24 protein-coding genes are annotated in these 25246 nt (G+C 61.1%); 6 read left to right on the top strand and 18 right to left on the bottom strand.

The window, feature by feature from the left end:
• Positions 1 to 178: 178 nt before the first annotated feature.
• Both VJR90_02770 and VJR90_02765 read right to left on the bottom strand, forming a co-directional pair.
• Positions 179 to 652 (bottom strand): OsmC family protein, encoded by a 474-nt coding sequence (locus VJR90_02770; protein HKV96397.1) that lies wholly within the window; start codon positions 650 to 652, stop codon positions 179 to 181.
• Positions 649 to 1425 (bottom strand): SDR family NAD(P)-dependent oxidoreductase, encoded by a 777-nt coding sequence (locus VJR90_02765; GenBank protein ID HKV96396.1) that lies wholly within the window; start codon positions 1423 to 1425, stop codon positions 649 to 651. Before VJR90_02765 ends, VJR90_02770 begins: the two co-directional genes overlap by 4 nt.
• 123 nt (positions 1426 to 1548) lie before the next feature.
• Here VJR90_02765 and VJR90_02760 point away from each other — a divergent pair, with 123 nt between their 5' ends.
• From VJR90_02760 to VJR90_02745, 4 genes are all read left to right on the top strand, one after another.
• Positions 1549 to 3231 (top strand): long-chain-fatty-acid--CoA ligase, encoded by a 1683-nt coding sequence (locus VJR90_02760; protein ID HKV96395.1) that lies wholly within the window; start codon positions 1549 to 1551, stop codon positions 3229 to 3231.
• Between the two features lie 79 nt (positions 3232 to 3310).
• The gene (locus VJR90_02755; protein HKV96394.1) at positions 3311 to 4003 is read left to right on the top strand and encodes a hypothetical protein; all 693 of its coding nucleotides are present in this window, start codon (positions 3311 to 3313) and stop codon (positions 4001 to 4003) included.
• 122 nt (positions 4004 to 4125) lie between these two features.
• The gene (locus tag VJR90_02750; GenBank protein HKV96393.1) at positions 4126 to 4632 is read left to right on the top strand and encodes a hypothetical protein; all 507 of its coding nucleotides are present in this window, start codon (positions 4126 to 4128) and stop codon (positions 4630 to 4632) included.
• A gap of 710 nt (positions 4633 to 5342) precedes the next feature.
• Positions 5343 to 5549, top strand: a complete 207-nt coding sequence (locus VJR90_02745) for an addiction module protein (protein HKV96392.1) — start codon at positions 5343 to 5345, stop codon at positions 5547 to 5549.
• Between the two features lie 446 nt (positions 5550 to 5995).
• On the opposite strand, the gene hemE is transcribed toward VJR90_02745, so the two are convergent.
• The 10 genes from hemE to pilM all read right to left on the bottom strand — a co-directional run bounded on the left by hemE (position 5996) and on the right by pilM (position 15865).
• Positions 5996 to 7072: a uroporphyrinogen decarboxylase gene (gene hemE, locus VJR90_02740; GenBank protein ID HKV96391.1), complete on the bottom strand. Its 1077-nt coding sequence runs from the start codon at positions 7070 to 7072 to the stop codon at positions 5996 to 5998.
• A 68-nt stretch (positions 7073 to 7140) separates the two neighbouring features.
• A complete protein-coding gene (gene pyrF, locus VJR90_02735; GenBank protein HKV96390.1) occupies positions 7141 to 7857 on the bottom strand; it encodes an orotidine-5'-phosphate decarboxylase in 717 nt (238 codons plus the stop codon).
• A gap of 48 nt (positions 7858 to 7905) precedes the next feature.
• Complete coding sequence (locus VJR90_02730) at positions 7906 to 9063, bottom strand: deoxyguanosinetriphosphate triphosphohydrolase (GenBank protein HKV96389.1); 1158 nt, start codon at positions 9061 to 9063, stop codon at positions 7906 to 7908.
• Positions 9060 to 10139 carry a 3-dehydroquinate synthase gene (aroB, locus tag VJR90_02725; protein ID HKV96388.1) on the bottom strand — a complete coding sequence of 360 codons (1080 nt, stop codon included), beginning with the start codon at positions 10137 to 10139 and terminating at the stop codon, positions 9060 to 9062. Before aroB ends, VJR90_02730 begins: the two co-directional genes overlap by 4 nt.
• Before the next feature lie 19 nt (positions 10140 to 10158).
• Positions 10159 to 10707 (bottom strand): shikimate kinase AroK, encoded by a 549-nt coding sequence (gene aroK, locus VJR90_02720; GenBank protein ID HKV96387.1) that lies wholly within the window; start codon positions 10705 to 10707, stop codon positions 10159 to 10161.
• 19 nt (positions 10708 to 10726) lie between these two features.
• The gene (gene pilQ, locus VJR90_02715) at positions 10727 to 12946 is read right to left on the bottom strand and encodes a type IV pilus secretin PilQ (protein HKV96386.1); all 2220 of its coding nucleotides are present in this window, start codon (positions 12944 to 12946) and stop codon (positions 10727 to 10729) included.
• A gap of 22 nt (positions 12947 to 12968) precedes the next feature.
• Complete coding sequence (locus tag VJR90_02710; protein ID HKV96385.1) at positions 12969 to 13532, bottom strand: pilus assembly protein PilP; 564 nt, start codon at positions 13530 to 13532, stop codon at positions 12969 to 12971.
• A complete protein-coding gene (locus VJR90_02705; GenBank protein HKV96384.1) occupies positions 13529 to 14182 on the bottom strand; it encodes a type 4a pilus biogenesis protein PilO in 654 nt (217 codons plus the stop codon). The genes VJR90_02710 and VJR90_02705 overlap by 4 nt, the downstream gene beginning before the upstream one ends.
• Positions 14179 to 14796, bottom strand: coding sequence for a PilN domain-containing protein (locus tag VJR90_02700; GenBank protein ID HKV96383.1), 618 nt, complete (start codon positions 14794 to 14796; stop codon positions 14179 to 14181). The genes VJR90_02705 and VJR90_02700 overlap by 4 nt, the downstream gene beginning before the upstream one ends.
• The gene (gene pilM / locus VJR90_02695) at positions 14783 to 15865 is read right to left on the bottom strand and encodes a type IV pilus assembly protein PilM (protein ID HKV96382.1); all 1083 of its coding nucleotides are present in this window, start codon (positions 15863 to 15865) and stop codon (positions 14783 to 14785) included. The genes VJR90_02700 and pilM overlap by 14 nt, the downstream gene beginning before the upstream one ends.
• A 170-nt stretch (positions 15866 to 16035) precedes the next feature.
• Here pilM and VJR90_02690 point away from each other — a divergent pair, with 170 nt between their 5' ends.
• Positions 16036 to 18453 (top strand): penicillin-binding protein 1A, encoded by a 2418-nt coding sequence (locus VJR90_02690; protein HKV96381.1) that lies wholly within the window; start codon positions 16036 to 16038, stop codon positions 18451 to 18453.
• A 111-nt stretch (positions 18454 to 18564) separates the two neighbouring features.
• Positions 18565 to 19113 (top strand): hypothetical protein, encoded by a 549-nt coding sequence (locus VJR90_02685; GenBank protein HKV96380.1) that lies wholly within the window; start codon positions 18565 to 18567, stop codon positions 19111 to 19113.
• Between the two features lie 236 nt (positions 19114 to 19349).
• Here the strand turns inward: VJR90_02685 and VJR90_02680 are convergent, their stop codons facing one another.
• From VJR90_02680 to VJR90_02655, 6 genes are all read right to left on the bottom strand, one after another.
• On the bottom strand, positions 19350 to 20645 hold the full coding sequence (locus VJR90_02680) for a citrate synthase (GenBank protein HKV96379.1): 1296 nt from the start codon (positions 20643 to 20645) through the stop codon (positions 19350 to 19352).
• A gap of 271 nt (positions 20646 to 20916) precedes the next feature.
• Positions 20917 to 21126, bottom strand: a complete 210-nt coding sequence (gene rpmE / locus VJR90_02675; GenBank protein ID HKV96378.1) for a 50S ribosomal protein L31 — start codon at positions 21124 to 21126, stop codon at positions 20917 to 20919.
• Between the two features lie 704 nt (positions 21127 to 21830).
• Positions 21831 to 23036, bottom strand: coding sequence for a radical SAM family heme chaperone HemW (gene hemW, locus VJR90_02670; GenBank protein ID HKV96377.1), 1206 nt, complete (start codon positions 23034 to 23036; stop codon positions 21831 to 21833).
• A 4-nt stretch (positions 23037 to 23040) separates the two neighbouring features.
• Positions 23041 to 23643, bottom strand: coding sequence for an RdgB/HAM1 family non-canonical purine NTP pyrophosphatase (rdgB, locus tag VJR90_02665; protein ID HKV96376.1), 603 nt, complete (start codon positions 23641 to 23643; stop codon positions 23041 to 23043).
• Positions 23643 to 24359 carry a ribonuclease PH gene (gene rph, locus VJR90_02660; protein ID HKV96375.1) on the bottom strand — a complete coding sequence of 239 codons (717 nt, stop codon included), beginning with the start codon at positions 24357 to 24359 and terminating at the stop codon, positions 23643 to 23645. Before rph ends, rdgB begins: the two co-directional genes overlap by 1 nt.
• A gap of 55 nt (positions 24360 to 24414) precedes the next feature.
• Positions 24415 to 25149, bottom strand: a complete 735-nt coding sequence (locus VJR90_02655; protein HKV96374.1) for a PP2C family serine/threonine-protein phosphatase — start codon at positions 25147 to 25149, stop codon at positions 24415 to 24417.
• Positions 25150 to 25246 lie beyond the last annotated feature (97 nt).

Raw genomic sequence — 25246 nt, 5'->3', positions numbered from 1 at the left:
GCTAAGACTACTCCGCGCACCTGAAATCCCCTCTCTTTCGCTCTTCGCAATCCTGCTGTGTGCGAAAGTCCAGGGCAGCCTCCCATGGCTGCCCGCTCGGGGCTTCGTCCCTCGCCCCCTTTAGTAAAGGGGGGGCAAGGGGGGATTTGTCAGGGGGTCTTCATTTTGCCAAGCGCTCTTAAGATTGGAGCACGATTTCCGGCGTGATCTCGATCGTGCTGTTGAGACTGTTGGCGACATAGCAGGCGTGATGCGCCTGGTCCACCAGCCGGCGCACGCGCGCCTCATCCGCCGCCCCGCGCAGCACGATGCGCGGCGTGAGCACGATGCGGGTGATGCGCGCCGGCTTGTCGTCTTCCGGCATGAATCCCTCGGCGCGATCTTCGTATTCCACCACGTCGAGTCGTGCGCGTGCCGCGATGGCGAGGAACGAGAGCATCTGGCAGGAGGCCGCGGCCATCACCAGCAGTTGTTCCGGATTGAGCCGCGCCGGATCGCCGCGAAACGTCGGGTCCGAGGACATGGGCAGGGTTTGCGGCGCGGGCGGCGCGCGCAGCTCATGGCTGCGGTCGTAAGCCTCGTAACCCGCGCCAGTGCTGCCGCGCCAGCTGCACACCGCCTTGTAATGATGCACCGCGTGTTGGTCACTCATTGCGGGACACTCCGGCGCCGGCGGCGCGGGCCGCGCATCAGCCGGAAATACCAGGAATAGGGCAGGCAGCGTCCGAGCCTGGCAAACAGCCAGAGCCGCAGCGGGAACACGATCTCGAATTTGCGTTTGCGTATGCCGCGGTACATGCGTTCAGCCGCAGCATCAACGTCCATGAGGAACGGCATGCGGAAGTGGTTCTCCTCGGTCATCGGCGTTTTGATGAAGCCGGGATTGCATACCGATATGCAGATACCTTCCGGTTCGAGCGCGAAGCGCAGCGATTCCGCCAGCGAAATCAGTGCGGCTTTGGTGGGCGCGTAGGCCGCGCCGCCCGGCAGGCCGCGGTAACCCGCGAGGCTCGCGGTGATCACAATGTGGCCGGTGTGCCGCGCACGCATCGCCGGCAGCAGCGCATCAAAGCCATGCACGGCGCCGAGGTAATTCACGCGCACGTGCTCGGCGAAGATTTCCGCGTGCAGTTCGTCGAGCTTGAGAAAACGCCCGAGTCCGGCATTGATCACGGCGAGCTGTATCGGTCCGAGTTGCTGTTCGATGCGGAGCACGGTCTGACGTACCGCCGTGAGGTCGGTGACATCCAGCGGAAAGGCGTGGACCTTGCCACCCGCCAGACGCACGGTTTCCTCCAGCATTTCGCGGCGCCGGCCCGATATCGCCACGGTCCAGCGGTCGCGCGCGAGGCGCAGCGTGAGTGCCCGGCCGATGCCCGAGCCACCGCCGGTAATCCAGGCTATGCGCTGTGTCGCCGTGTTCATGGCCTTGCCCCTGAAAACGAGGGCCGGATTCTACCGCGAAGCACAGTCCCGCCGCGGCTTGCCGCCACCGGGACCCTGCTATACCTTGTTCCCACTGTATCGCGCAAAGCTGGCGAGGAATCCATGGACAAAATCTGGCTCAAGGAATATCCGCAAGGCGTGCCCGCCGAGATCAACCCGGATCAATACGCCTCGCTCAAGGCGGTATTCGACGAGAGCTGCCGGCTGTACGCGGCGCTGCCGGCGTATTCCAACCTCGGTACCACGCTGAGCTACGCCGAGCTCGAGAAACTCAGCCGCCAGTTCGGCGCCTATCTGCAAAAAGTCGTGGGGCTCAAGAAGGGCGACCGCGTCGCCCTCATGATGCCGAACCTCCTGCAGTATCCGGTGGCGCTGTTCGGCGTGTTGCGCAGCGGCATGGTCGCGGTGAACGTGAATCCGCTCTACACCGAGCGCGAACTCGAACATCAGCTCAAGGATTCCGGCGCGCATACCATCGTGATCCTGGAAAATTTCGCAAGCACGCTGCAGGCGGCGCTGCCGAATGCCGACGTGCAGCACGTGGTGGTGACGGCGATCGGCGACCTGGTGCCGTTTCCGAAGCGTGCGCTCGTGAATTTCGTGGTGCGCAAAGTGAAAAAGATGGTGCCGCCTTGGCGCATCGAGGGCGCCGTGCCATTTCGCACCGCGCTGGCACAAGGTGCATCACATTCTATGGACGAGGTGCAAGTCACCGGTACAGACGTCGCTTTTCTGCAATATACGGGAGGCACCACCGGTGTGGCCAAAGGTGCGGCACTCACGCATCGCAACATGGTGGCGAACGTCTTGCAGGCGTCGGCGTGGCTCGGGCCGCATCTGACCAAGGGCAGCGAAGTTGTGATTACGGCCCTGCCGCTCTATCACATCTTTTCGCTGACCGCGAACTGCCTGGTGTTCATGAAGATCGGCGGCCACAACATCCTGATCACCAATCCGCGCGACATGCCGGGATTCATGAAGGAACTTTCCAAATGGAAGTTCACCGCCATCACCGGCGTGAATACGCTGTTCAACGGCCTGCTGCACACCGAGGGATTCGACAAGCTGGATTTTTCCGGCGTCAAGATTGCCCTGGGCGGCGGCATGGCAGTGCAACGCGCGGTGGCGGCCAAGTGGAAACAAGTCACCAAGTCCACATTGGTCGAAGCTTACGGCCTCACCGAAACCTCTCCGGCCGCGTGCATCAATCCGCTGGACCTCAAGGATTACAACGGCAGCATCGGTTTGCCCATACCTTCCACGGATCTGTCCATCCGCGACGACGACGGCAAGGAACTCAAGGTCGGTGAAGTGGGCGAACTGTGCTTCAAGGGGCCACAGGTGATGCGCGGCTACTGGCAACGGCCGGATGAGACCGCCAAGGTGTTGTCGGCCGACGGCTGGCTGCGCACCGGCGACGTCGGGCGCGTGGACGCGCGTGGCTACGTGTTTATCGTGGACCGCAAGAAAGACATGATTCTGGTGTCGGGCTTCAACGTCTATCCCAACGAAGTCGAGGACGTGATCGCCATGCACCCGGGCGTGCGCGAAGTGGCGGCCATCGGCGTGCCCGACGAACACTCCGGCGAAGTCGTGAAACTCTTAGTCGTGAAAAAAGACCCGAACCTTACGGAAGCGGCGCTCAAGGACTGGGCCCACAAGGAACTCACCGGCTACAAGCGCCCGAAATACATCGAATTTCGCAACGAACTGCCCAAGTCCAATGTCGGGAAGATCCTGCGGCGGGAATTAAGGGATGCGGAATTAAAGAGACAAAAAGGATGAATTAGTCTTTTACGTACAAGACCCCACCAAAACAAAATAGGATTTTAATCCTTTTCTAGAACATACATGGGATATTCCAATGTCTCAACAGTCAAATATCCTGGATTATGTGCGCGATAAAGGATTCTTACCTTTGCGTGTTGAAGGCAGTGCTCGGCGGCACGAATCTGAAGGGTTACTTACTTTGGGATCAGTGGACGAATATTTGGAAGCGATAAAAGTACTCGGGGTGAAAGTCGTGTTTGTGTTTGCGGAAACATTTGGCGAATCAGACTTTTCCAGCGAGGATATTACAGATGCTGAGTATCTTGATCGTAAATATTTAACTGATGATGAGGACGTTGACCTCGCGGCATTTGTGCCGGCAATTAAGGACTTTAGGAAGTATATTGGCAGCGCATGCCTATATCGCCTATCTGCTGACACAGGTAGTTCTACGCTTGAATACTGTATTGAGCCGGATTGGTGGGAATCATTCGTATCCGCTAAAGAGATGGCGGTTGGCTCTGCTAAAGAAAAAATTGAAATGGCGATGGCTCGCGACGAAGAGGAGATGGAAAAGAAAGGAGAAAAACTGCTCAAATTAATTCGAAATCTTATAAATGATTCTGAATTTGTTCTTTTACCTACGCAAAAGTCTATGAAAGCTTATGCTCTGGAAAAACATCCGGAGTTGTTGGCTCTGGATGATCGCACGATTCGAGAGGAAGTGCAGGTATTAGACCGCAAGATTGAAGCAAGGGGGTTGCGTAAGCGTCGAAGGGGGTCCTAAGTGGGTGCGCATGGTGCTGGGCGCAAAGCAAACCATAGCGAAATAAGTAATTGGATAACTGTAGATTTCTTAGTCTGATCCAAATACCGTAGTCTGGTGCGAATATGTGTCGAGATACAATCATGTTTATCGTTAGTAAGTTTGTGGTTCCCATTGGGGTCGCGGTAGTTACATACTGGCTGATTAAGAAGAATGATGACAACATTAATAGGCGACAATACAGTACATTGGGAGTGGCCATTATGGAAAGCCTTCTTGAGGAGGTGAATAACGGGATCGATATAATGCGCAATCGTCGACTTGTTCCGTTGCCGGTCCGAAGCTGGGACGGCGTTAAGACGGTGTCAGATAAAGTGTTACTCCGCATTATCGCGGTGTCGAAGGGGGTCAGTCAGAGTGGCTTTCCACCGAGAGAAATACGGATTCATTGTAAAAACTACTTTGAACATATGTCGTGCAATTGGAGCAATGCCATACAGATGACGGCTGCTGGTGGCGGCAACTTACCTCTGGATGAGCTTTTTGTGCACGGTCAATACATGCAAGCAGCAGAAGGGGTGAGGGATATGTTGACACTATGCAAAGAACTCCTAGAAAGGAATGCCAGAAGAAAGTTTTTCCCGAAATGATATCCATCTTTTTCTGAATCTATAAGCCGCGGCTCATAGATTAGAACGGGCGAAAAGTACCACAACAAGATAGGTGGGGTTTGTTGGGCTCTGGCAGCTGTCTCACCCGCAACCTACACAAAGTTGAATTGTGACGCGACGAGTGCACGAGCATTCTTTCTTGTTTACCCCATGGATGACGCCGAGTCTCGCAGCCCCGGCGAGGGTCCGCAGCATTGCTGCGGACGGGCACACAGGGACGCGTGCCTTGGGCTTTTCGCGCAGCAGATTGCGAAGCGAAAAGGGCCCGCCCGCAGGGCGGGGTGAAGTTAGGAAGACGAACCGGCGCAGCGGTACAAGGATGTACCGTCTGCGCCGCCCCGAGCCGGGCGAGAAACGAGGGAACGCGGCTGAAACTGATTGGTCCTCCATTCGGTTTCAGCCAAGCGCGGAATCTCCGGGGCGATTTCCTTTGGGTACTTTCCTTGTTCGCACAAGGAAAGTACCTCGTTGTGCCGGGGCGAACCCCGCTCTCCAAAAGTGGTTGCCGCCAGAGGCGGCTACATTCACGATCTGGATTCCGGTTTCCACCGGAATGACGAGGAGCGATACCGTACCCACACCCGGCGCTTCGCGCCGCCCTGATTGGCGTGGCCTGGATTGAACCCGTAGTTGGGATATCGTAGGCTCGTGCTGGCAGCGCAACAGCATTAGGCAACAGGAAAGCAGTTATGACTGTGAATGATCTGGTAAAGAAAGCATTACAACTGGAACCAGCCAAACGTTCCGAACTGGTGGAAGAGATCTTGCACAGTCTCGACCAGCCGGACCCAGCAGTGGAGGCGGTGTGGCTGGAAGAAGCCGAGCGCCGATTAGCTGCTTATCGCGCAGGCAAAGTGCGGGGAGTACCAGCTGAGGACGTAGTCGGAAAGTTGTAATGTGGTGATGGGGGGTGCGCTCTTTCTTATAAACCCGTGGATTCCGCCGAGCGTGCAGCGCCCGCAGCCATGAGCCGCCCACGCTTTATGAACTCTCTTAATACCCGTAGCGCGAGCCGAGCACTGGAGCGAGCAAAGTTAGCCCGTAAGGGACGAAGGCAGGATGCCGAGTTCGCGCGACCGGCACAGGGATGTGCCGTGAGCGCGACTTCGCAGCGAGCAAAGCGCACAGGGCAGTCGCCGTCTGCGGCGACCCGCGCTCCGGGGGAATGGCTTTGGGCACTTTCGCCGAAACGAAAGTGCCCCGCCTGCGGGTGCGGGAACCCGCTCTAAAAAATGGTTGCCGCCGGAGGCGGCTGCAATGCCGGCGCGCGGAATATCCCCCTCACCCTGCCTCTCCCCCATAAGGGGAGAGGAGATAAGGTGACGGCCGCAGCGCGGCCGCATCAATTCTTGCCGTGAAATGCCGGGCTCAACTCGTGTACTGCCGCCACCATGGCGGCAACACTTTCGGGCTTCGTCCCGACTTGGACGCCATGACCGAGGTTGAAAACATGACCGCTGCCATGGCCGAAACTCTCCAGGACTTTTTTCACCTCGTCGCGGATGCGCTCCGGCGGGGCATAGAGCGCGCCGGGGTCGAGATTGCCTTGCAGCGCGACTTTCGCGCCCACGCGGCGGCGGGCATCGCCCAGGTCCTGTGTCCAGTCCACGCCGAGTGCGTCGGCGCCGGAATCCGCCATGGCTTCGAGCCACGCGCCGCCGCCTTTGGTGAATAAAATCACCGGTACGCGCCGGCCTTCGTTTTCGCGTTTGAGTTCCGCGATGACCGCCAGCATGTAACGCAGTGAAAATTCTTTGTAGGCTTCACCGGTAAGTATGCCGCCCCAGGTGTCGAACAGCATGACCGCCTGGGCACCGGCAGCGATTTGCGCGTTGAGATAGGCGGCCACGCTGCGCGCCAGCACGTCCAGCAGTTTGTGCAGCGTTGCCGGTTCCGAATGGAGCATGGCCTTGATGAGCGCGAATTCCTTGCTGGCGCCGCCCTCGACCATGTAGCAGGCAAGCGTCCAGGGACTGCCGGCAAAACCGATCAAGGGCACGCGCCCGGCAAGTTCCCGCCGCACCAGGCGCACTGCATCCAGTACATAGCGCAAATCCTTTTCGGGATCGGGCACACCGAGTTTGGCGACGGCCGCTTGGGCACGCACCGGGCGCTCGAAGGCCGGACCTTCGCCCTCGACGAATTGCAGGCCCAGACCCATGGCGGCTGGAATGGTGAGGATGTCGGAGAACAGGATGGCCGCGTCCAGCGGAAAGCGGTTCACGGGTTGCAGCGTGACTTCGCAGGCAAGCTCCGGCGTGCTCATGAGCTCGATGAAGCTACCAGCGCGCGCGCGGGTCTCGCGGTACTCGGGTAGGTAACGACCCGCCTGGCGCATGACCCACACCGGCGTGCGCGGCGTGGCTTCGCGTAGCAGCGTGCGCAAGAGCAGATCGTTTTTAAGTACAGATTGCGTCACTGAACCTCACCCCTCACTTCCTCACCCCTCACTCTTGCGGCGGGTGATGGGGATCAAGAATTGCACGATTATTTGTGGAATAAGCTTGCGATTGTTGTTTGGATCGCTTCTGCGGCGGCGCGCGGATCGGGCGCAGTGCGGATGGGCCGGCCGACGACGATGTAATCGGCGCCGCCATGCAAAGCCTGCTCCACGCTCACCGCGCGTTTCTGGTCGTCTTCGGGCCGATTGTCTACGGGGCGGATGCCGGGCGTGACCACCAGCAGCCGGTGGTCAATGAAGGCACGTAGTCGCGCCACTTCCAGGCCGGAAGACACCACGCCGTCACAACCGGCATCCAGCGCGCGGCGGGCGCGCGACAGCACCAGTTGCTCCACGTCGCAGTGAAACCCCAGATCGTCGAGGTCGCCGCGGTCCAGGCTGGTGAGTACCGTGACCGCCAGCACTTTGAGATTACCCTTGGCTTCGGCGGCGGTTTCCATGATGGACTGGTTGCCGTGCACGGTGCAGAAATCCGCGCCGCGTTGCGCCAACTGGCGCACCGCGGCCTGCACGGTGGCCGGGATGTCGAAGAACTTGAGGTCCACGAAGACTTTCTTGTGCTGCTGTTTCAGCCAGTCGAGCAGCTCGAAGTAGCCGCCGGCCATGAACAGCTCCAGACCGATCTTGTAAAACTGCACGGCATCGCCGAGTTGCGTGACCAGGCGGCGCGCGCTTTCGGCGTCGGGCACATCGAGGGCGAAGATCAGCCGTTCGCGGCGCGGCACGATGTTGCTGGTGAGCATGCGAATGCGGTTATGTTTGTGGAGCGCGGCGCAATTCTAACACGCGGCTCACGCGGTCCCAGACAGGTTCACGCTCGTGCCGGTCAGGCGCCGGTATGCGCGCAGCGCAAAACGGTCGGTCATGCCGGCGATGTAATCCGCAACCTGACGTGCGCGCGCCCTGGTGTCGTCCGCCGCGGTCGGCGCGTTCGGCAGCAATGACGGATCGTTGAAGTAGGCGTTGAACAAACCCGTGACGACTTTATCGGCTTTTTCCGCGGCACGCCGCACCTGCGGGTGGTAATAGAAATGCGCACGCAGAAAGCGCGCCAGCGCCTGGTTCTGGGTGTGGGTTTCGGCACTGAATGCAATCAACGGTGCCGGCAGCGCGCGCACGTCCTCGATGCTTGCGGGCGCGGCCGCTTCGATATTGGCGCGGCTCTGTTCGGTGAGATCGGTGATCAGGCGGCTGATCATGCGTCGCACGGTTTCGTGGATATGCCGCCGCACCGGCAATTCCGGATAGCGTGCAACCACTGCGTCATAAGGTTGGCGGAACAGCTCGATTTCCATGAGCTGCGCGATGCTGATGAGGCCGGCGCGCAGGCCGTCGTCCACGTCGTGGTTGTTGTAGGCGATCTCGTCGGCAAGGTTGGCGAGCTGTGCTTCGAGCCCCGGCTGGCGGCGCTCAATGAAGCGCCGGCCGAGTTCGCCCAGTTCCCGGGCGTTGGCGAGCGAGCAGTGCTTCAAGATGCCTTCGCGTGCCTCGAAGGTGAGATTCAGGCCGGGGAACTCGGCGTATTTCTCTTCCAGCAGGTCCACCACGCGCAGCGACTGCAGGTTGTGCTCGAAGCCGCCGTAGTCGTGCATCGCGGCATTGAGCGCATCCTGACCGGCGTGGCCGAAAGGCGTGTGGCCGAGATCGTGGGCAAGGGCGATGGCTTCGGTCAGCGGCTCGTTGAGCTTGAGCGCCACCGCCACGCTGCGCGCCACCTGCGCGACTTCCAGCGAGTGCGTGAGGCGCGTGCGATACAGGTCGCCTTCGTCATACACGAACACCTGGGTCTTGTACATCAGCCGCCGGAAGGCGGTCGCATGGATGATGCGGTCGCGGTCGCGCTGGTATTCGCTGCGGTATTGGGGCGGCGGTTCCGGGTAGCGCCGGCCGCGGGAGGTAGATTCAGTCGCCGCGTACGCTGCCAATCCCGCGGCGGGTACAGGTTTCATTGCGGTTTGCCGATCAGCGTGTCGCCTAGCAATTGCATGTCGAAATCGTCGCTAATCACGGGTTTGCCGACACCCTTGAGGAGAATCAGCCGCAGCCGTCCCTTGCGGTTCTTCTTGTCGTTGCGCATGGAATCGAGCAACTTCAAAGGTGAAACCGAAGGCGGCGCTTTGTTGGGCAAGCCGGCGCGTTGCAACAGCCGGCAAATGCGCCGGTACTCGGCGGCCTTGAGCCAGTCCATGCGCACCGACAAATCGGCAGCCATGGCCAGGCCGGCGCCCACGGCTTCGCCGTGCAGCCATTCGCCGTAGCCGAGCGCGTTCTCGATGGCGTGACCGAAGGTGTGGCCGAGGTTGAGCAGCGCGCGCCGACCCTGTTCGTATTCATCTTCGGTGACGATGGTGAGCTTGATCTCACAGGCACGCGTAATGGCATGCAGGCAGGCGCCGGGATCCAGGTCCAGCAATGCCTGGACATTGCCTTCGAGCCATACGAACAAATTCTCGTCGGCGAGGAGCGCGGCCTTGATGATTTCCGCGAGGCCGGCGCTGAGTTCGCGCGGCGGCAGGGTCTTGAGCGTGTCCAGGTCGCTGAGCACCGCCAGCGGTTGATGGAAGGAACCGATCATGTTCTTGCCGTCGCGGTGGTTGATCGCGGTCTTGCCGCCGATGGATGAATCCACCTGCGCGAGCAGGGTGGTGGGTACCTGCACGTAGGCAATGCCGCGCTGGTAGCAGGCTGCGGCAAATCCCGTGAGATCGCCGACCACGCCGCCACCGAGCGCGATCAGCACGGCGTCGCGGCCGAAATGATGTTTCAGCAGGTGTTGGAAGATGTGATCCAGTGCCGGCCAGGCCTTGTGCTCCTCGCCGTGCGGAAGGATGAGATGCTTCGGTGCGAAGGCCGCGAGCGTCTTCGTGAGCGGCTTCAGGTACAGTTTTGCGACGTTGTCATCCGTGACGATGCAGACCGCGCCTTTCTGCAGGCCTTCCGGGAAAAAATCCGCGCGCGCCAGCAGCCCGCGATCAATGCGCACGGGGTAACTGCGGTTCCCCAGTTCGACGCTGAGCACTCCCATCTGCCTGTTTCCTCCGTGCTCACTGGCTTGGCGCGGGTGTCGTCGCGACTTGTTCCAGTTCCTGCAGGATCTGTGCCGCGAGCACGGCGACGCGGCCGTGATCGGTATTGATTGTAAGCTGCGCCAGTTCCTCGTAAAGCGGTTGGCGTTGCTCGAAGAGTTCGCGCAGGCGCGTCTCGCGGTCCGGTGTGGCCAGCAGCGGGCGTCGTGCCGTGTGCCCGGTACGATCCACCTGGTGGGGGATCGAGGTTTTGAGGTAAATCACGAGGCCGCGGCTTTTCAGGCAGGCACGGTTTGCGGGGTTCAGTATCGCGCCGCCGCCGGTAGCGAGCACGATATGCTCACGCCGGGTGAGCTCCTCGATGACCTGGCGTTCGCGGCGGCGGAAACCGGCTTCGCCTTCCTTCTCGAAAATCAGCGCGATATCAACGCCGGTGCGTCGCTCGATTTCCTGGTCGCTGTCCAGAAATTCACGTCCCAGCCGGCGCGCGAGTTCCCGCCCGATGGCGGTTTTCCCGGCCCCCATGGGGCCGACAAGAAAGATACGATCCGGTATCTGGGCATGCAACTGAGGTCGCGTACCTTCATTACTCCCCAAGCGATGCGGTCTGGGTCATGATCTTGGGAGTCACGAAAATCAGCAATTCGTCCTTGTTGTTGGTGGCCTGGGTGTTGCGGAACAGCCAGCCGAACAGCGGCAGGTCGCCGAGCAGCGGCACCTTGTTGACGGTGGTGGTGTGGGTGGTCTCGTAGATGCCGCCCAACACCACGGTGTCGCCGTCATCCACCAGCACCTGGGTTTTGACGTTGCGCGTATTGATGCTGGGCACGCTGCCGCCGTTCGCGGTCGGCACGAACTGGCCCACGGTGTCGTCGTGCACTTCGAGGTCCATGATGATGCGGTTGTCGGGCGTGATCTGCGGGGTCACGTCCAGTGACAGCACGGCATTCTTGAACGATACCGTGGTGGCGCCGCTGGAAGCCGACTGGGTGTAGGGGATTTCAATACCCTGGACGATGGTGGCTTCCTTGGCATTGGCCGTGATCACGCGCGGGCTGGACACCACTTCGCCCTTGCCGGCGGCCGCCATGGCGGAAAGTTCGAGATCCACCAGGAAGTTCTGCCGCAACACGCCGAAGGCCAGCTGGCCGAAGGCAGCACCGGTGGGCACGTTGACGTTCAACTGGTCGTTGAGCGCCGGCAGGCTCAAGAGCGGTGTACCGGTCACCGGCACGCCGCCGGCCGGGGGATTGAAGGCGTTCTGCTGGGTGTTGGTGCCGGTCAGGTCGCCATTCAAACTCATCAGGCCGCCGCTGGTCTGGCGGATGCCGTTGGCGCCGAAGCGCACACCCAGCTGACTGGTGTAATCGTTGTTGGCCACCACGATGCGCGATTCGATCAGCACCTGCTTCACCGGGACGTCGAGTTTGGTCACCATCTGGCGGATCTCGCCAATGTTGGCGGCGGTGTCCTGCACCAGCAAGGTGTTGGTGCGGCTGTCCACGCTGATGCTGCCGCGCGGCGACAACAGCGATGCCTTGCCCTGGCCCTTGATGAGGTCGGCGATGTCGCTGGCCTTGGCGTAGTTCACCTGGATGAATGCGGACTGCAAGGGTGAGTTTTGCTCCAGGCTCTGCTGTGCCGCAAATTCAGCCTGCTCCTGGGCCGCGATGTCCTGGGCGGTGCCGATGATCAGGGTATTGCCATAGGTGCGTGAGGCCAGGCCCTTGGTCTTCATGATGATGTCAAGCGCCTGATCCCAGGGTACGTCCTGCAGCCTGAGGGTGATGTTGCCATGCACGCTGTCGGAGACCACGATGTTCTTGCCGCTCGCGTCGGCGAGGATCTGCAGCACCGCGCGGATGTCAATGTTCTGGAAATTCAGGCTGATTTTCTGGCCCGAGTATTGCTGCTGCTGCGCGATTTGCGCTGCCTGGGCGCTGAGCGGAGTGAATTCCATGGCGAACAGGTTGTCGCTCTGGAAAGCCAGCTTGTCGTATTTTCCGCTGGGCTGGATGACGAGGCGCGCGCCCGTGGGCGTGTTCTCGGCATCAATATATTGCACCGGCGTGGCGAAATCCGTCACGTCCATGCGCCGCACCAGGTTCTGCGGCAGACGCGTGTTGGCGAAATCCACCACCACGTTGTTGCCGGACATGTGCACGTTGCCCACGATCGCGGGATTGCTGAGGTTCACGATTACCCGGCCCATGCCGTTATTACCGCGGCGGAAATCCACACCCGTGATGCTCTGACCCGCGGGGGCGCTGGCCGCAGCCGTGCTGGTGGTCGGTGCCGGCACGGCGGCCGCGACCGCAGTGGTTGCGCCGGTGAGGGTGACGGGATCTGTCTGGGCGACGGCGGTGTCGCCGGGGTTGCCGCCCAGGAGCACGTACACCGTGTCGCCCTGTGCGGCGACGTGGTACGGGACCAGAGAAGTGAGGTCGATCACCACACGCGTGCGGGTGCCGGCCTCTGCGGCCACCACATTGCTGACATTGCCGACGTTGATTTGGGTTTCGCGGTTTTGCAGCGCCAGGCGCGTGTTATCCAGGTCCAGGGCAATGCGCGCCGGCTGGCCGACCGTGAAGCTCAGCGGCGTGTGCGCCGCATCGCTGAGCTTGAGTTGCAGTTGCACGCGGTCGCCGGGCAGTTTGGTGGCGGTGATCGCCGTCAGTTGATTGCTCCCTTGCGTCGCGGTTTGCGCCAGCGCCGCTTGCGTGATCGGGAAACCCGCGATCAGCAGGCACGCCGCCAGCAGCCAGCGCGGCTGCAACATGCGTAAATTCCAGGCTATGTTCTTCATGATTGCTTGCCTCACTTCCCAGTCAGCCGCCCAGCTGGACGGTTGTCGTGCGTTCGGTCCAGCCACCTTGCCCATCCGGTACGATCTCCCGGAGAATCAGGCCTGCTTGGCTGATCTTGACGATTTTGCCGAAATTCTGCCCCATGTAATTGCCCACCGTGACGCGGTGCACGACGCCGTCGCCGTCGCGTATCAGCGCATCCATCGCACCCTTCAACGTGACCGTGCCCATCATCTTCAGGCTGTCGAGCGGGAACTGCTCCAGATATTGGCGCGGGCGATTGATGTCCGGATGCAGGCCGCGGGCGTTACCGCTGATACCGGAGTTTGCGAAGTTCTGCAGCACCGGCACAAAGGGTGAGCGCAGGTTCGCTTCGTCGTAGGTGAAGGTTTGCATCGGCTTGATCTGCGGCAGCGGCGCAATGGGGCCACCGCGCAGCGCCTTGGTCTGGGCCACGTACTGCTTCAGGTCCTGCATGCGGTCGCCGCAGCCGGTCAAAAGCAGTGCGCTGGCCGCCAGCGCCAGGCAAGCCACGACCAGCCGCCGGGCCGGTGTCAAACTGCGCACGCGAATCACGGCGCTCATGGCCGGCCCTGCCTGGCGGGTTTGGCGGCAACTTCTTCGTCGGCTTCCAGATAACGATAGGTCTTGGCCGTGAGTGTCATCACCAGATTGTTGCCCGTCGCGCCGCTGCCCTGCGGTCTGATGCCGATGTTGTGGATGGTCACGATGCGCAGCAGCCCGGATACGTCACTCACAAATTTGCCAAACTGCTGGTAAGAGCCCTCGAGCTGGATCTGGATGGGCACCTCTGCATAAAAGTCCTTCTTGACCTCGTTCTCGGGCCTGAACAGGTTCTGTTTGAGCCCGTCAATCTGCGCGGTTTGCGAGATGTCCTGCAGCACGTTGGGGATCTCGGTCTTGCCCGGCAGCTGCAGCTTGAGGGTGTTGAACGTGCGCGTGAGCTGCTGCAGTTGGGCCTGGTACTCATCCAGATTCGCGGCCTTTGCGGCCTTCTCCTTGAATTCCGTGCGCAGCTTTTGTTCCTGCTGTTGCCCCTGGGCCAGTTGCTGCTGGTCATCGCTGAGCCAGAAGTAGTAGCCAATCCCGATGACCACGATGAAGATTACGACGTACGCAATTACACGCGCACTCGTGGGCCAGCCACCGGGATTGCGGAAATCCAGGTTGCGGAGTTCGTTGAGGTTTAAGTTCCCGAGATCCGCCAGTTTCATAAGCGGTTACCTGCGGCAGTCGTGGCGCTGGCCGTTGTACCGGCGCCCGGCAAATTTGAATCTTTGGCGCTGTCCAACGCCTTGGCAGTCAAGGTGAACTGCTGGGCACGTGCCCCGAAATCAATGCGTGTGTCTTTTTGCACCACCTTGAGATTCGGATCGGTCATCCACGCCGAAGCGTCAATATTGCGCATGTAGGTGGAAACCCGCGCGCTGGACTCGGCAACACCTTCGATGGTGAGTTCGCTGCCGCTCTGCGAGACCTGCGTGAGATACACACCGGCCGGCAGGGTCTTGACCAATTGGTCGAACAGGTGCACGACCGCCAGGCGGCTGGCCTGCAGTTGCTGGATGATGTTCATGCGCGCCAGCATCTGGGCTTTTTGCTGCTGCAGCGTCTTGATGGTGGCAATCTGCTTGTCAACCAGCTTGATCTGGTCGCCGAGATAGGCGTTGCGTTCGTTCTGGTTGGATATCGCGCTGCTCAGTCCGAGCCACCAAAGAATGAGCACGACAACAGCCACGACCACGGCCATCACCAGCCGTGTCTGAAAAGTCCGTTGGCGGGCTTTGCGGCGTTCTTCACGCCAGGGGAGCAGGTTAATACTTGGCATGCTTGTCGAAGCTCCTCAGGGCCAGTCCACAGGCCACCAGCAATGAAGCCGCCATGTTCTCCACGTATTGCGATTTCGCCCGCGATGTCAGCTTCATCCGGCCGAACGGATTGCAAATCACCGTGGGGGTGTTGAGCTTGCTGGAGACACGTTCCGCAGCGCCAGGTATGGAGGCGCATCCGCCACACAGCACAATCTGGTCGAGGTGCTGGTGGTCGCTGCTGGACGATTGGTAAAACTGCAGCGAGCGGTTGACCGCCTGCGCCATGTCGTCCACGAACGGATCCAGGATCTCGACCTTGTAATTGTTGGGCAGACCGCCCTCTTTCTTGGCGTTGCTGGCCTCCTCGTAGGTGAGGCCGTAATGTTTCATGATTTCGTCGGTAAGTTGTTTGCCGCCAAAATCCGTGTTGTAGCTGTAGATGATGCGGCGGTTGTGCAGCACCGTGAAGGTGGTTGTGGCCGCGCCGAAATCCACCAAGCCGACGGTACGGTCAATGCCTTCATCCACCATCTGATAGGAAATCAATTTGCTGGCGTTTTCCACGGCGTACACTTCGACGTCGATCACCGAGGCATTCATGCCCGCAATTTCCAGAACCGCCTGCAGCTTTTCGATGTTTTCGCGGCGCGCGGCCACCAGCAGCACGTCCATCAATTCCTTATCGGTCTTGGAGACGCCCAGAATTTCGTAATCAAAGGCAACTTCGTTTAGCGGCTGGGAGATGAACTGATCGGCCTGCAGTTCGATCTGTTCGCCCAAGTCCTTGTCGGACAGCGAAGCCGGCATCTGGATGGTCTTGGTCATGACCTGACCGCCGACTGCCACCGCCGCCTGCCGGGTGTGAGGGCCGGCGCGCCGCACCACCTTTTTCACCGCATCGCTCACCGCGTCCAGGTCCATGATGACCTTGTCGGTGATAGCATTGAGCGGCATGGCCTCGGCGCCAAAGGCTTCCACCTTGAAGTCATTGCCGGTCTTGGAAAGCTCGATCAGCTTCACCGAGGAAGTGCTGATGTCGATTCCCACGAGGGGCTTGGACGCACGCTTGAACAGCCCGTCTAACACGTTTGCATGTCCTTTCCAGTTACCCTTGGTTTCCGGCCCCCGAAGCCGGCCCCATGTCTTAAGGCCCAGCTTCAATATATATCAACAAATGATTAAATCAAATATAGTTTTTATCCTTATGCACAGCCTGTCCCCCGGGTCCGGCACCTTGGAATGAACGGTCGAAAAGTGTGAAACGGTCACTGAAAACACTATATATTGGGCTCGGGGCACTCGCAGCCCTCTGCGGGTTGGGGGTTCTGGCGATAATAATCGCCTATCTGGTGGTCGCGCCCAGCCTGCCCCCTGTAGCGGTGCTCAAGGAAATCCATTTACAGGTCCCCCTGCGGGTCTACAGCCGCGACGGGGAGCTGCTCGCGGTCTACGGCGAGAAACGCCGCATTCCCCTGGCCTACGACCAGATCCCCCCGCTGGTGGTCAATGCGTTCATCGCCGCCGAGGATGAGCACTACTGGGATCACCCCGGAGTGAGCGTGCGCGGCCTGCTGCGCGCCGGCGTCCACCTGGCGCTGACCGGTCAGAAAACCGAAGGCGGCGGCACCATCACCATGCAGGTGGCACGCAACTTTTTCCTGACCCGCCAGAAGACCTACACCCGCAAGCTCAAGGAAGTATTCCTGGCGCTCAAGATCGAGCGCGAACTGAGCAAGCAGGACATCCTCGATCTATATCTCAACAAGATATTTCTGGGTAACCGTGCCTACGGGGTGGGGGCGGCGGCGGAGGTGTATTACGGCACCGACGTCAATCATCTAACATTGGCCCAAGCCGCCATGATCGCCGGCCTGCCGCAGGCGCCGTCCACCGCCAATCCCCTGATCGATCCGCAACGTGCGCTGGCGCGCCGCAGCTATGTGCTTGGACGCATGCAGGCGGATGGCTACATCACCCAGGCGCAGTATCAGGAGGCCATTGCAGCGCCCATGACCGCCTCTTACCACGAGCCCACGGCCACGGTGAATGCCCCGTATCTCGCCGAAATGGTCCGCGATTACATGGTCAACAAGTACGGCGACGATGCCTACACCGCGGGCTATTCCGTGGTTACCACCGTCGACAGCCGCCTGCAGCCGCTGGCGGTCCAGGCGGTGCGTGAGGGGCTGATTGCCTATGACCGGCGTCACGGTTGGCGCGGCGCGGTAGCCCATGTGGATCTGCCACCGGCAGGCGGACCGGCTGATTGGGCCAAGCTGGTTGCCAATCAGCCGCACGTCGGAGGTCTGTATCCGGCCGTCGCCGTAACGCTCGAAAACCAGAGTGCGCAGTTTTACGCCGACGGCGCGGGGCTGGTAAGCGTCAATTGGGACGGTCTCAAATGGGCGCGGCGTTATCTGAATGTCAACACCACCGGTGCGGCGCCAAAGAGCACGGCCGACATTCTCAAGCGCGGCGATATCGTGTACCTCCAACGCGCGGCCGACGGTACTTGGTCGCTGGCGCAGATTCCCGCGGCCCAGGGCGCGCTGGTGTGCCTGGATCCCTTTGACGGCGCGATTGCCGCCCTGGTGGGCGGCTTCGATTTTGGTCAAAGCAAGTTCGACCGTGCGGTGCAGGCCAAGCGCCAACCAGGCTCCTCATTCAAGCCGTTCTATTATTCCGCCGCGCTTGAAGACGGCCTGACTCCGGCGACCGTGGTCAATGACGCGCCGGTGGTGGTGCAGGATCCGGCGCTTGCCAATATCTGGCGGCCGCAGAATTATGAAAAGGAATTCGGCGGACCCACGCGCCTGCGCCTGGCACTGGCACACTCGCTCAATCTGGCATCGATTCGCGTGTTGCAGCAGATTGGCGTGCCGTACGCAATCAACTACGCGACCAAATTCGGTTTTGATGCCACGGACCTGCCGGACAATCTCACGCTCGCGCTCGGCAGCGCCAACCTCACGCCACTGGAAATGGCGCGGGGTTACGCGGTATTCGCCAATCACGGATTCCGCGTCACACCGTATTACATCCAGCGCATCGTGGATGGTTCCGGACACGCGCTATTCGAAGCCAATCCCCAGGTTGCCTGCGACAGTTGCAGTGTGGCCAGCACCGGCGCGACTTCGGTGCCCGCTCCGGCTGCCGCCACCAGCGCTGCTGCGAGCGCCCTGCCGCCGCAGATGCCGCAATTCGCACCGCAGGCAATTACCCCGCAAAATGCCTGGCTCATGACCAACATGCTGCAAAGCGTGGTGCAGTTCGGTACCGGCGCCGCGGTGTCCAGCCTGGGCCGCGATGATCTGGCCGGCAAGACCGGTACCAGCAATGATTGGTCCAACGCGTGGTTCGACGGCTACAACAACGACATTGTGACGGTGGTGTGGGTCGGCAACGACCAGCCGTCGCAGTCCTTGGGGGACGGCGAGCAGGGCGCCAAAGCGGCGCTGCCCATCTGGATGGACTTCATGGGCCCGGCGCTGCAGGACGTGCCGCAACTTCCGTTTCTTGAGCCGCCCGGCATCGTGCAGGCGCGTATTGATCCCAAAACCGGACTGCTCGCGGGCGCCAACGATCCTGGCTCGATCTTCGAGTATTTCATCGCCGGCCATCTGCCGCCCAAGGCGCCGCCCAAGAAACAGGCCAACGGCAACGATATCTTCTGAGACCATGTTAATCTTCCCGGCACCGCCACCCAACACCGCTCAATGACTCGACGCGCTGCGCCGCACACGCATGAATCGCGGCATGTGCTGGCACAGGAAGCCGCCCGCATCATGTCCGAAGAAGCTGTGCGCGACTTCCGTGTCGCCAAGCACAAGGCGGCCGCACGCCTGGGATTCGATACCCGCCACCTGCCCATGCCCACCAATTTGGAAGTGGAAGCGGCGCTCGTCGAACGCCAGCGCCTGTTTCACGCCGCGTCCCAGCCTGCAAGTCTGCGCCGGCTGCGCGAGACCGCACGCGAGGCCATGCGCATGCTCAACGGCTTCGAGGCGCGCCTGGTGGGGCCGGTGTTGAGCGGCACCGCCGATCGCCACGCCATCATCTACCTGCATGTGTTCAGCGACCCGCCCGAGCAGGTAGCGATTTTCCTCATGGACAAGCAGATTCCCTACGAGGTCTCTGCGCGCAAACTCCGGTTCGGTGCCGGCGTACAGCGCACATACCCGATGTACCGCTTCCTGGCCGGCGACACGCCGGTGGAGCTCACGGTGTTCAAAGTGGACGGTATACGGGAGGCGCCTAATAGTCCCGTGGACGGCAAACCCATGAAGCGGGGTACGCTCCGCGACCTTGATATTCTGCTTGCCTCCACGGATTAGCGCTTGGCAGCGTTCTTGGTTCAACCATCCCTGGTGTGTCGACCAGCCCGGGGCCGTCCTGGCCGGTCGTTCGCCGCTCTCGCGGCTCACCCCGTGGACGGCAAACCGATGAAGCGGGGTTCGCTGCGGGACCTGGATGCGCTGCTGGCCGTAAATCCCTAGCCCCGCGCCGGTTTACGCCGCCGGACGACTGACGGAAGTGTGCTTGGTCGTTGCACCCGGCTAACCGCAGGGAATTACTTGCGTTTTTCGATGGCTACGAATTCGCGCTGGGTGGCACCGGTATACAGCTGGCGTGGACGGCCGATTTTCATGTGCGGGTCGGCGATCATTTCCTGCCAGTGTGCTACCCATCCGACGGTGCGGGCGACGGCAAACATCACGGTCATCATGTGCAGCGGGATTCCGAGCGCGCGGTAAATGATTCCGGAGTAGAAGTCCACGTTCGGGTAGAGCTTTTTCTCGATGAAGTACTCGTCTTTGAGGGCGATTTCCTCCAGGCGCATGGCAAGCTCGAGCTGCGGATCGTCGGCGCGGCCGAGTTTCTCCAGCACCTCGTGGCAGGTGGCACGGATGATCTTGGCGCGCGGATCGTAGTTCTTGTAAACGCGATGGCCGAAGCCCATGAGACGGAATCCCGAGTCCCGGTCCTTGGCTTTGGCGATGGTTTTGCCGATGTTCTTCACATCGCCGATTTCCCTCAGCATGTTAAGCACCGCCTCGTTGGCGCCTCCGTGGGCCGGACCCCACAGGCAGGCGATGCCGGCCGCGATGGCCGCGTACGGATTGGTGCCGGAACTGCCCGCCAGGCGCACGGTCGAGGTACTGGCATTCTGTTCATGGTCGGCATGCAAGAGAAACAGAAGATCGAGTGCTTTGGCGGCTACCGGGTTGACGTGATAGGGCTCGGCCGGGACGGCAAACAGCATGTGCAGGAAATTGGCGCAATAGCCCAAGTCATTGCGCGGGTACGTGAAAGGCTGGCCGGTGCTGTGTCTGTATACCGCGGCCGCAAGCGTCGGCAGCTTGGCAATAATGCGATGGGCGAAGATTTCCCGATGCCGGGCGTTATGGATGTCGGTCGAGTCGTGGTAGAAGGCCGAAAGTGACCCCACCACCGCCGTCATCATGGCCATCGGATGCGCGTCGTAATGAAAGCCGCTGAAAAACCGCAGGACCGCCTCGTTCACCATGGAATGTCGGCAGATGCTGTCGGTAAAACCGTCGAGTTGCGGTTTCATCGGCAGTTCCCCGTACAGCAGCAGATAGGCCGCTTCGAGGAAGCTGCTCTTTTCCGCGAGCTGTTCGATGGGGTAACCGCGGTACAGGAGTACTCCGTGCTCGCCGTCGATGAAGGTGATCCGGCTTTCACAACTGGCGGTGGACACAAAACCCGGGTCAAAGGTGAAAATCCCCTGATCCTTGTACAGCGTGGCGATATCGAGCGTGGCGGGGCCGAGGGTGCCCTCGCGCAGTGGCAGCTCGCTCGATTTGCCGCCAGGGCCACTGAGCTTGCAGATTTTGTTGTGCATGCGGGTTCTCCAGAAATCCGGCGTTTCGGGGTCGCGGACTCGACATAAGCCGCCGACACAGCACCCAAAGCGAAGCCCCCGGAAGGGCAGGTTCAAGTCCTGAAAATGGCTGAAGTAAGGAGGAACGGGTTCGCGCTCGGCGACTTCAGGTTCCGCAGTTCCGGTCAGGTCGGGCGCGAAAAGTATAACACCGCGGGTTGGCCGCCTTCTGACCCCGGGTCACAATCCCCCGGTGGGATCCGAGTCCTTGTGGATGCGGCTAGCTGAAACGTCAGGCCGACTTATGCGCGTACTTCTTGCGGAATTTGTCCACGCGGCCGGCTGTATCCACGATTTTCTGTTTGCCCGTGAAGAACGGGTGACATTGAGAGCACACCTCGACGCGCAGATCGCGGCCAAGCGTCGAGCGCGTGACAAAACTGTTGCCGCAACTGCAGGTTACGGTGATTTCCTTGTACTCGGGGTGGATGCCGGGCTTCATGTTGAGCGGAGCGTATGGCGGTTTTGAAGGGCGCGCATCATAGCGCGCGTCGCACATAGCGGCAAGTTTGGCCAAGGGATTCACGGCTTACGTCGTTCGCACAGGTGCTTGCGCATCGTTCGTAAGTTCGAGTCTCGGCTGTGCTGTCTAACAGGCTGACTGTGCGGATGAAAAGCGCTTGTACACAAAAGCAGTGGATAAGTCTGTGGATGAAATCAAAGCGCCCGCAGGCAAGCCCGGCGATTCTCCACTTGGGCTTGAAATGGTGATTTCTTGGTCAAAGAATAAAACCTTTTGTAATCAACAAGTTATAATATGCCTGCAACCTGCGGGTTGCGGAACATTTCTCGGGTTCCACGGCTGACATGCCGGCCAAGCAGGTGTGCATAACATCTTGTTTGCGACCAGAAATCCGTTCAGGCCGACGACGGTTGTGTATCTGATGGAATCGTCGCAACCTGATCAAGACGTAGACAACGGGACTCGCCCGCGCCGTTGTGACCCACGAGGAATTCCTCGCCATCACGGGTTACAAGGTCTTCTGGAGTAAGGGTTTCGAGATAGATCACGCCGTCGGCTGCCCGCCAACGCACACGCAAAGGAGTGCGGTGCAGAATTGCCACTTCGTAGCTGCTGTAGAGCGCGCAGGAGATGGGCCGGCAATCAGTCATGGTTATGGCTGGAATGCGGGGCGCGCATCAAGTCTAGTGCAGCACCGCCGGCGTGTCATGACCGACGGGGTGTGCCGTCGATCCCGCGGCGGGTGGCAGGAATTCGGCCTGGAGGTCATTCAGATGGGCAAACCCAAACCGCGATGGTTTCCACTGACCACTGGTCAATTCCATCCATCCCCGTGCTTGGACACTCTTCAAGGTCGGCAGCGGTCGGCTAAACGGCAGGCCGGTTGCCGTTTCGAAGTCCGCAGCATTGAAGCCTTCGACCAGGCGCAGGCGGTTAAGCATGAATTCGAATACGCGTTCATCCGCGTTCACTTCATCTACGCCGCCGATGCCGGCAGGTGTTCCGGCCAAGCCCAAGTAGGCGTCTGGTTGCTTTACTTTCCAGAGCCGCACGATGCGCTCGGCGCCGCCGTCGCTGAGCTTGCCATGGGCGCCCGCGCCGATGCCGAGATAATCGCCATAGCGCCAGTAGTTCAGGTTGTGCCGGCAGTGTCGTCCGCTGTGTGCATAGGCGGAAATTTCGTACTGGGCGTAACCGCGTTCCGCCAGCCGTGCCTGGCAACGTTGCTGCATTTCCCAGATGGAATCCTCGTCCGGCAATCTCGGTGGGTGCGCATGGAACAGCGTATGCGGTTCGAGCGTGAGCTGGTAATGGGAGACGTGCGCCGGATGGAGCGCGCACGCGCGCTCTACATCGGCCTCGGCTTCCGCCGCGGTTTGCTGCGGCAGGCCGTACATCAAATCCAGATTGAAGTTTGCCAGCCCCGCGGCATGCGCTTCCTCCGCGGCGCGCACGGCCTCGGCCACCGAGTGGATGCGCCCCAGCACCTGCAGATGCCGGGCATCGAAACTCTGCACACCGATGGACAAACGCGTGATACCCGCTGCACGGTATTCGGCGAACCGGCCGCGCTCCACGGTACCGGGATTGGCCTCCAGCGTGATTTCCGCATCCGGCGCGAGCGCCAACCGCCGTCGTACGCCCGCCAGAATTGCAGCTATGGTTTCCGGTCTGAACAGACTGGGCGTGCCGCCGCCGAAAAACACCGTTTGAACCGGACGGCCGCCAGCGCGCGGCAAGTCTTGGTCGAGATCGCGCAACAAGGCCGCCGCATATTCGGCTTGCGGTATTTCGCCGCGCAGCGCGTGCGAGTTGAAATCGCAATACGGGCATTTGCGCACGCACCAGGGCAGGTGCACATACAGCGAAAGCGGAGGATTCTGCAGCATGGGTTCAGCGATCCGGCCAGGTGCGCAGCTGTGCTACCAGCTTGCGCAGTGCCTGACCGCGATGGCTCAACCGGTTTTTTTCCTCCGGCTGCAATTCCGCCGCCGCGCACTCATGCCCGGGCACCAGGAACACCGGGTCGTAGCCGAAACCGCCTTGGCCGCGCGGTGCATGCAGGATGTGGCCTTCCCAGGTCGCTTCACAGATCAGGGGCGCGGGGTCATCTGCAGCGCGCACGCACGCCAGCGCGCAGTGAAAATGCGCGCCGCGCCGCCCCGCGGGGACGTCCCGCAATTCATGCAGCAGCTTGCGGATATTGGCGGCATTGTCGCCGTGGTGCCCGGCGTAGCGTGCGGAGTAAATGCCGGGCGCACCGCCGAGCGCGTCCACGACCAGGCCGGAATCATCTCCGATTGCCGGCACACCCGTGTGGCGCGCCGCATGCCGGGCCTTGAGCAGAGCGTTTTCCGCAAAGCTCGCGCCAGTTTCTTCCACTGCGGGGATACCCAGCGCGGATTGCGCGCGCACCTGGATCCCGAGGTGGGCGAGCAAAGCCTGAAGTTCGCGCAGCTTGCCGGCATTGGCGCTGGCCAGCACCAATTTCTTGATCATTGCGCCAGCGTTGCGCGTTGTATGCGAATCAACTCGCGGATGGCGTCGCCGGCAAGCGCGAGCATCCGGTCCAATTCCTCGCGCCGGAAGGCATGGCCCTCGGCCGTACCTTGGATTTCGACGAATGCGCCGGCATCGTTCATCACCACATTCATATCGGTCTCGGCGTGTGCGTCTTCCTGGTAGTCGAGATCAACGCAGGGTTCACCGCCCACGATGCCAACGGAAACCGCGGCCACCGCACCGTGCATCGGATCCTTGCGGATGGTGCGTTGCTTGAGCATGCTGCGCGTGGCATCTACCAGCGCAACATAGCTTCCGGTGATGGCGGTGGTGCGCGTTCCGCCGTCGGCCTGCAGCACGTCGCAATCGAGCGTGATGGTGTGCTCACCGAGCGCCTCGAGGTCCACCACCGCACGCAAGGCGCGGCCGATGAGCCGCTGGATTTCGAGTGTGCGGCCGCCCTGCTTGCCGCGCGCCGCTTCGCGCTCGCTGCGCGTGTGCGTGGCGCGCGGCAGCATGCCGTATTCGGCGGTCACCCAGCCCTTGCCTGCGCCTTTGAGGAACGAGGGTACGCGCGCCTCAACGCTCGCGGTGCACAGTACACGTGTGTCGCCGAAACACGCCAGCACCGAGCCCTCCGCATGTCGGGTGAAATGCCGGTCGAGGGTTACCGGACGGAGTGCGTGATTGGCACGATTGTGGCTGCGCATGATCTGGATACCGGGATGTTGGGCGGACGAAATACGGAGACTGCCACTGCCGCGGTCAGTCTCGCCAGCGCAAGGCCGCGGCGGTGACGTTGTCGCTCATCGGTGTGGAGCGCAGTTCTGCCTGCAGCGCCAGCGACTCAAGGGCTGCCTGCAGTGTCAGGGTATCACCCAACGCCTGCGTCAGTTGCTCCCCCTCCAGCGGGGACCAGAAACCGTCCGAGCACAGCAACACCACGTCCCCGGCCAGCAGCGGACGGGGGTCAGAAATTGTGATGGTCGGCAAATCGGATTTGCCGCCCAGGCATTGGTCCACGAAGTTGTGCAGTGGATGGGAAGCCAGGTCAACGTCTTCCAGCAATCCCTGCTGCGCGAGGATTTCCACGGCGCTGTGATCGCGTGTGCGCTCCAGTACCTTGCGGTCGCGGATGAAATACACGCGGCTGTCGCCCACGTGCGCCCAGCGCACCATGCTGGCGCTGACAAGACAGACGGTTATGGTCGTGCGCGGCCGCACTTCCGGTTCCAGATTTGCGCCCAGTGCCACCACGGCGTGGTGCGCGTCCGCGATGCTGCGGCGCAGGAATTCCGCAGGATCCGGTGTAGCGTCTTTTTGGAACGCCCGCACCAGCGTTTCCACCGCGGTCTGCGCGGCGACGGCGCCGCCCGCGTGACCGCCCATGCCGTCGGCTACGGTCAATAACACGCGTGGTTTTTTAGCCACGATGCGCACCCGGTCCTGGTTTTCGTCGCGATTGCCTTGGCGGGTGACCTGGGCGGTTTCGGGGTTCACAACACGGACCTGCTCAGTGATCGACTATCGGATGGCAAGGTATTTAGCTTACCATTTTGTCCTCATTTTCCCGGACGCCGGACACACCCAATGACTT

It is taken from the genome of Gammaproteobacteria bacterium, assembly GCA_035279405.1.
Classification (GTDB): Bacteria; Pseudomonadota; Gammaproteobacteria; order Natronospirales; family REEB76; genus REEB76.
This window is presented reverse-complemented; position numbering and strand designations above follow the sequence as displayed.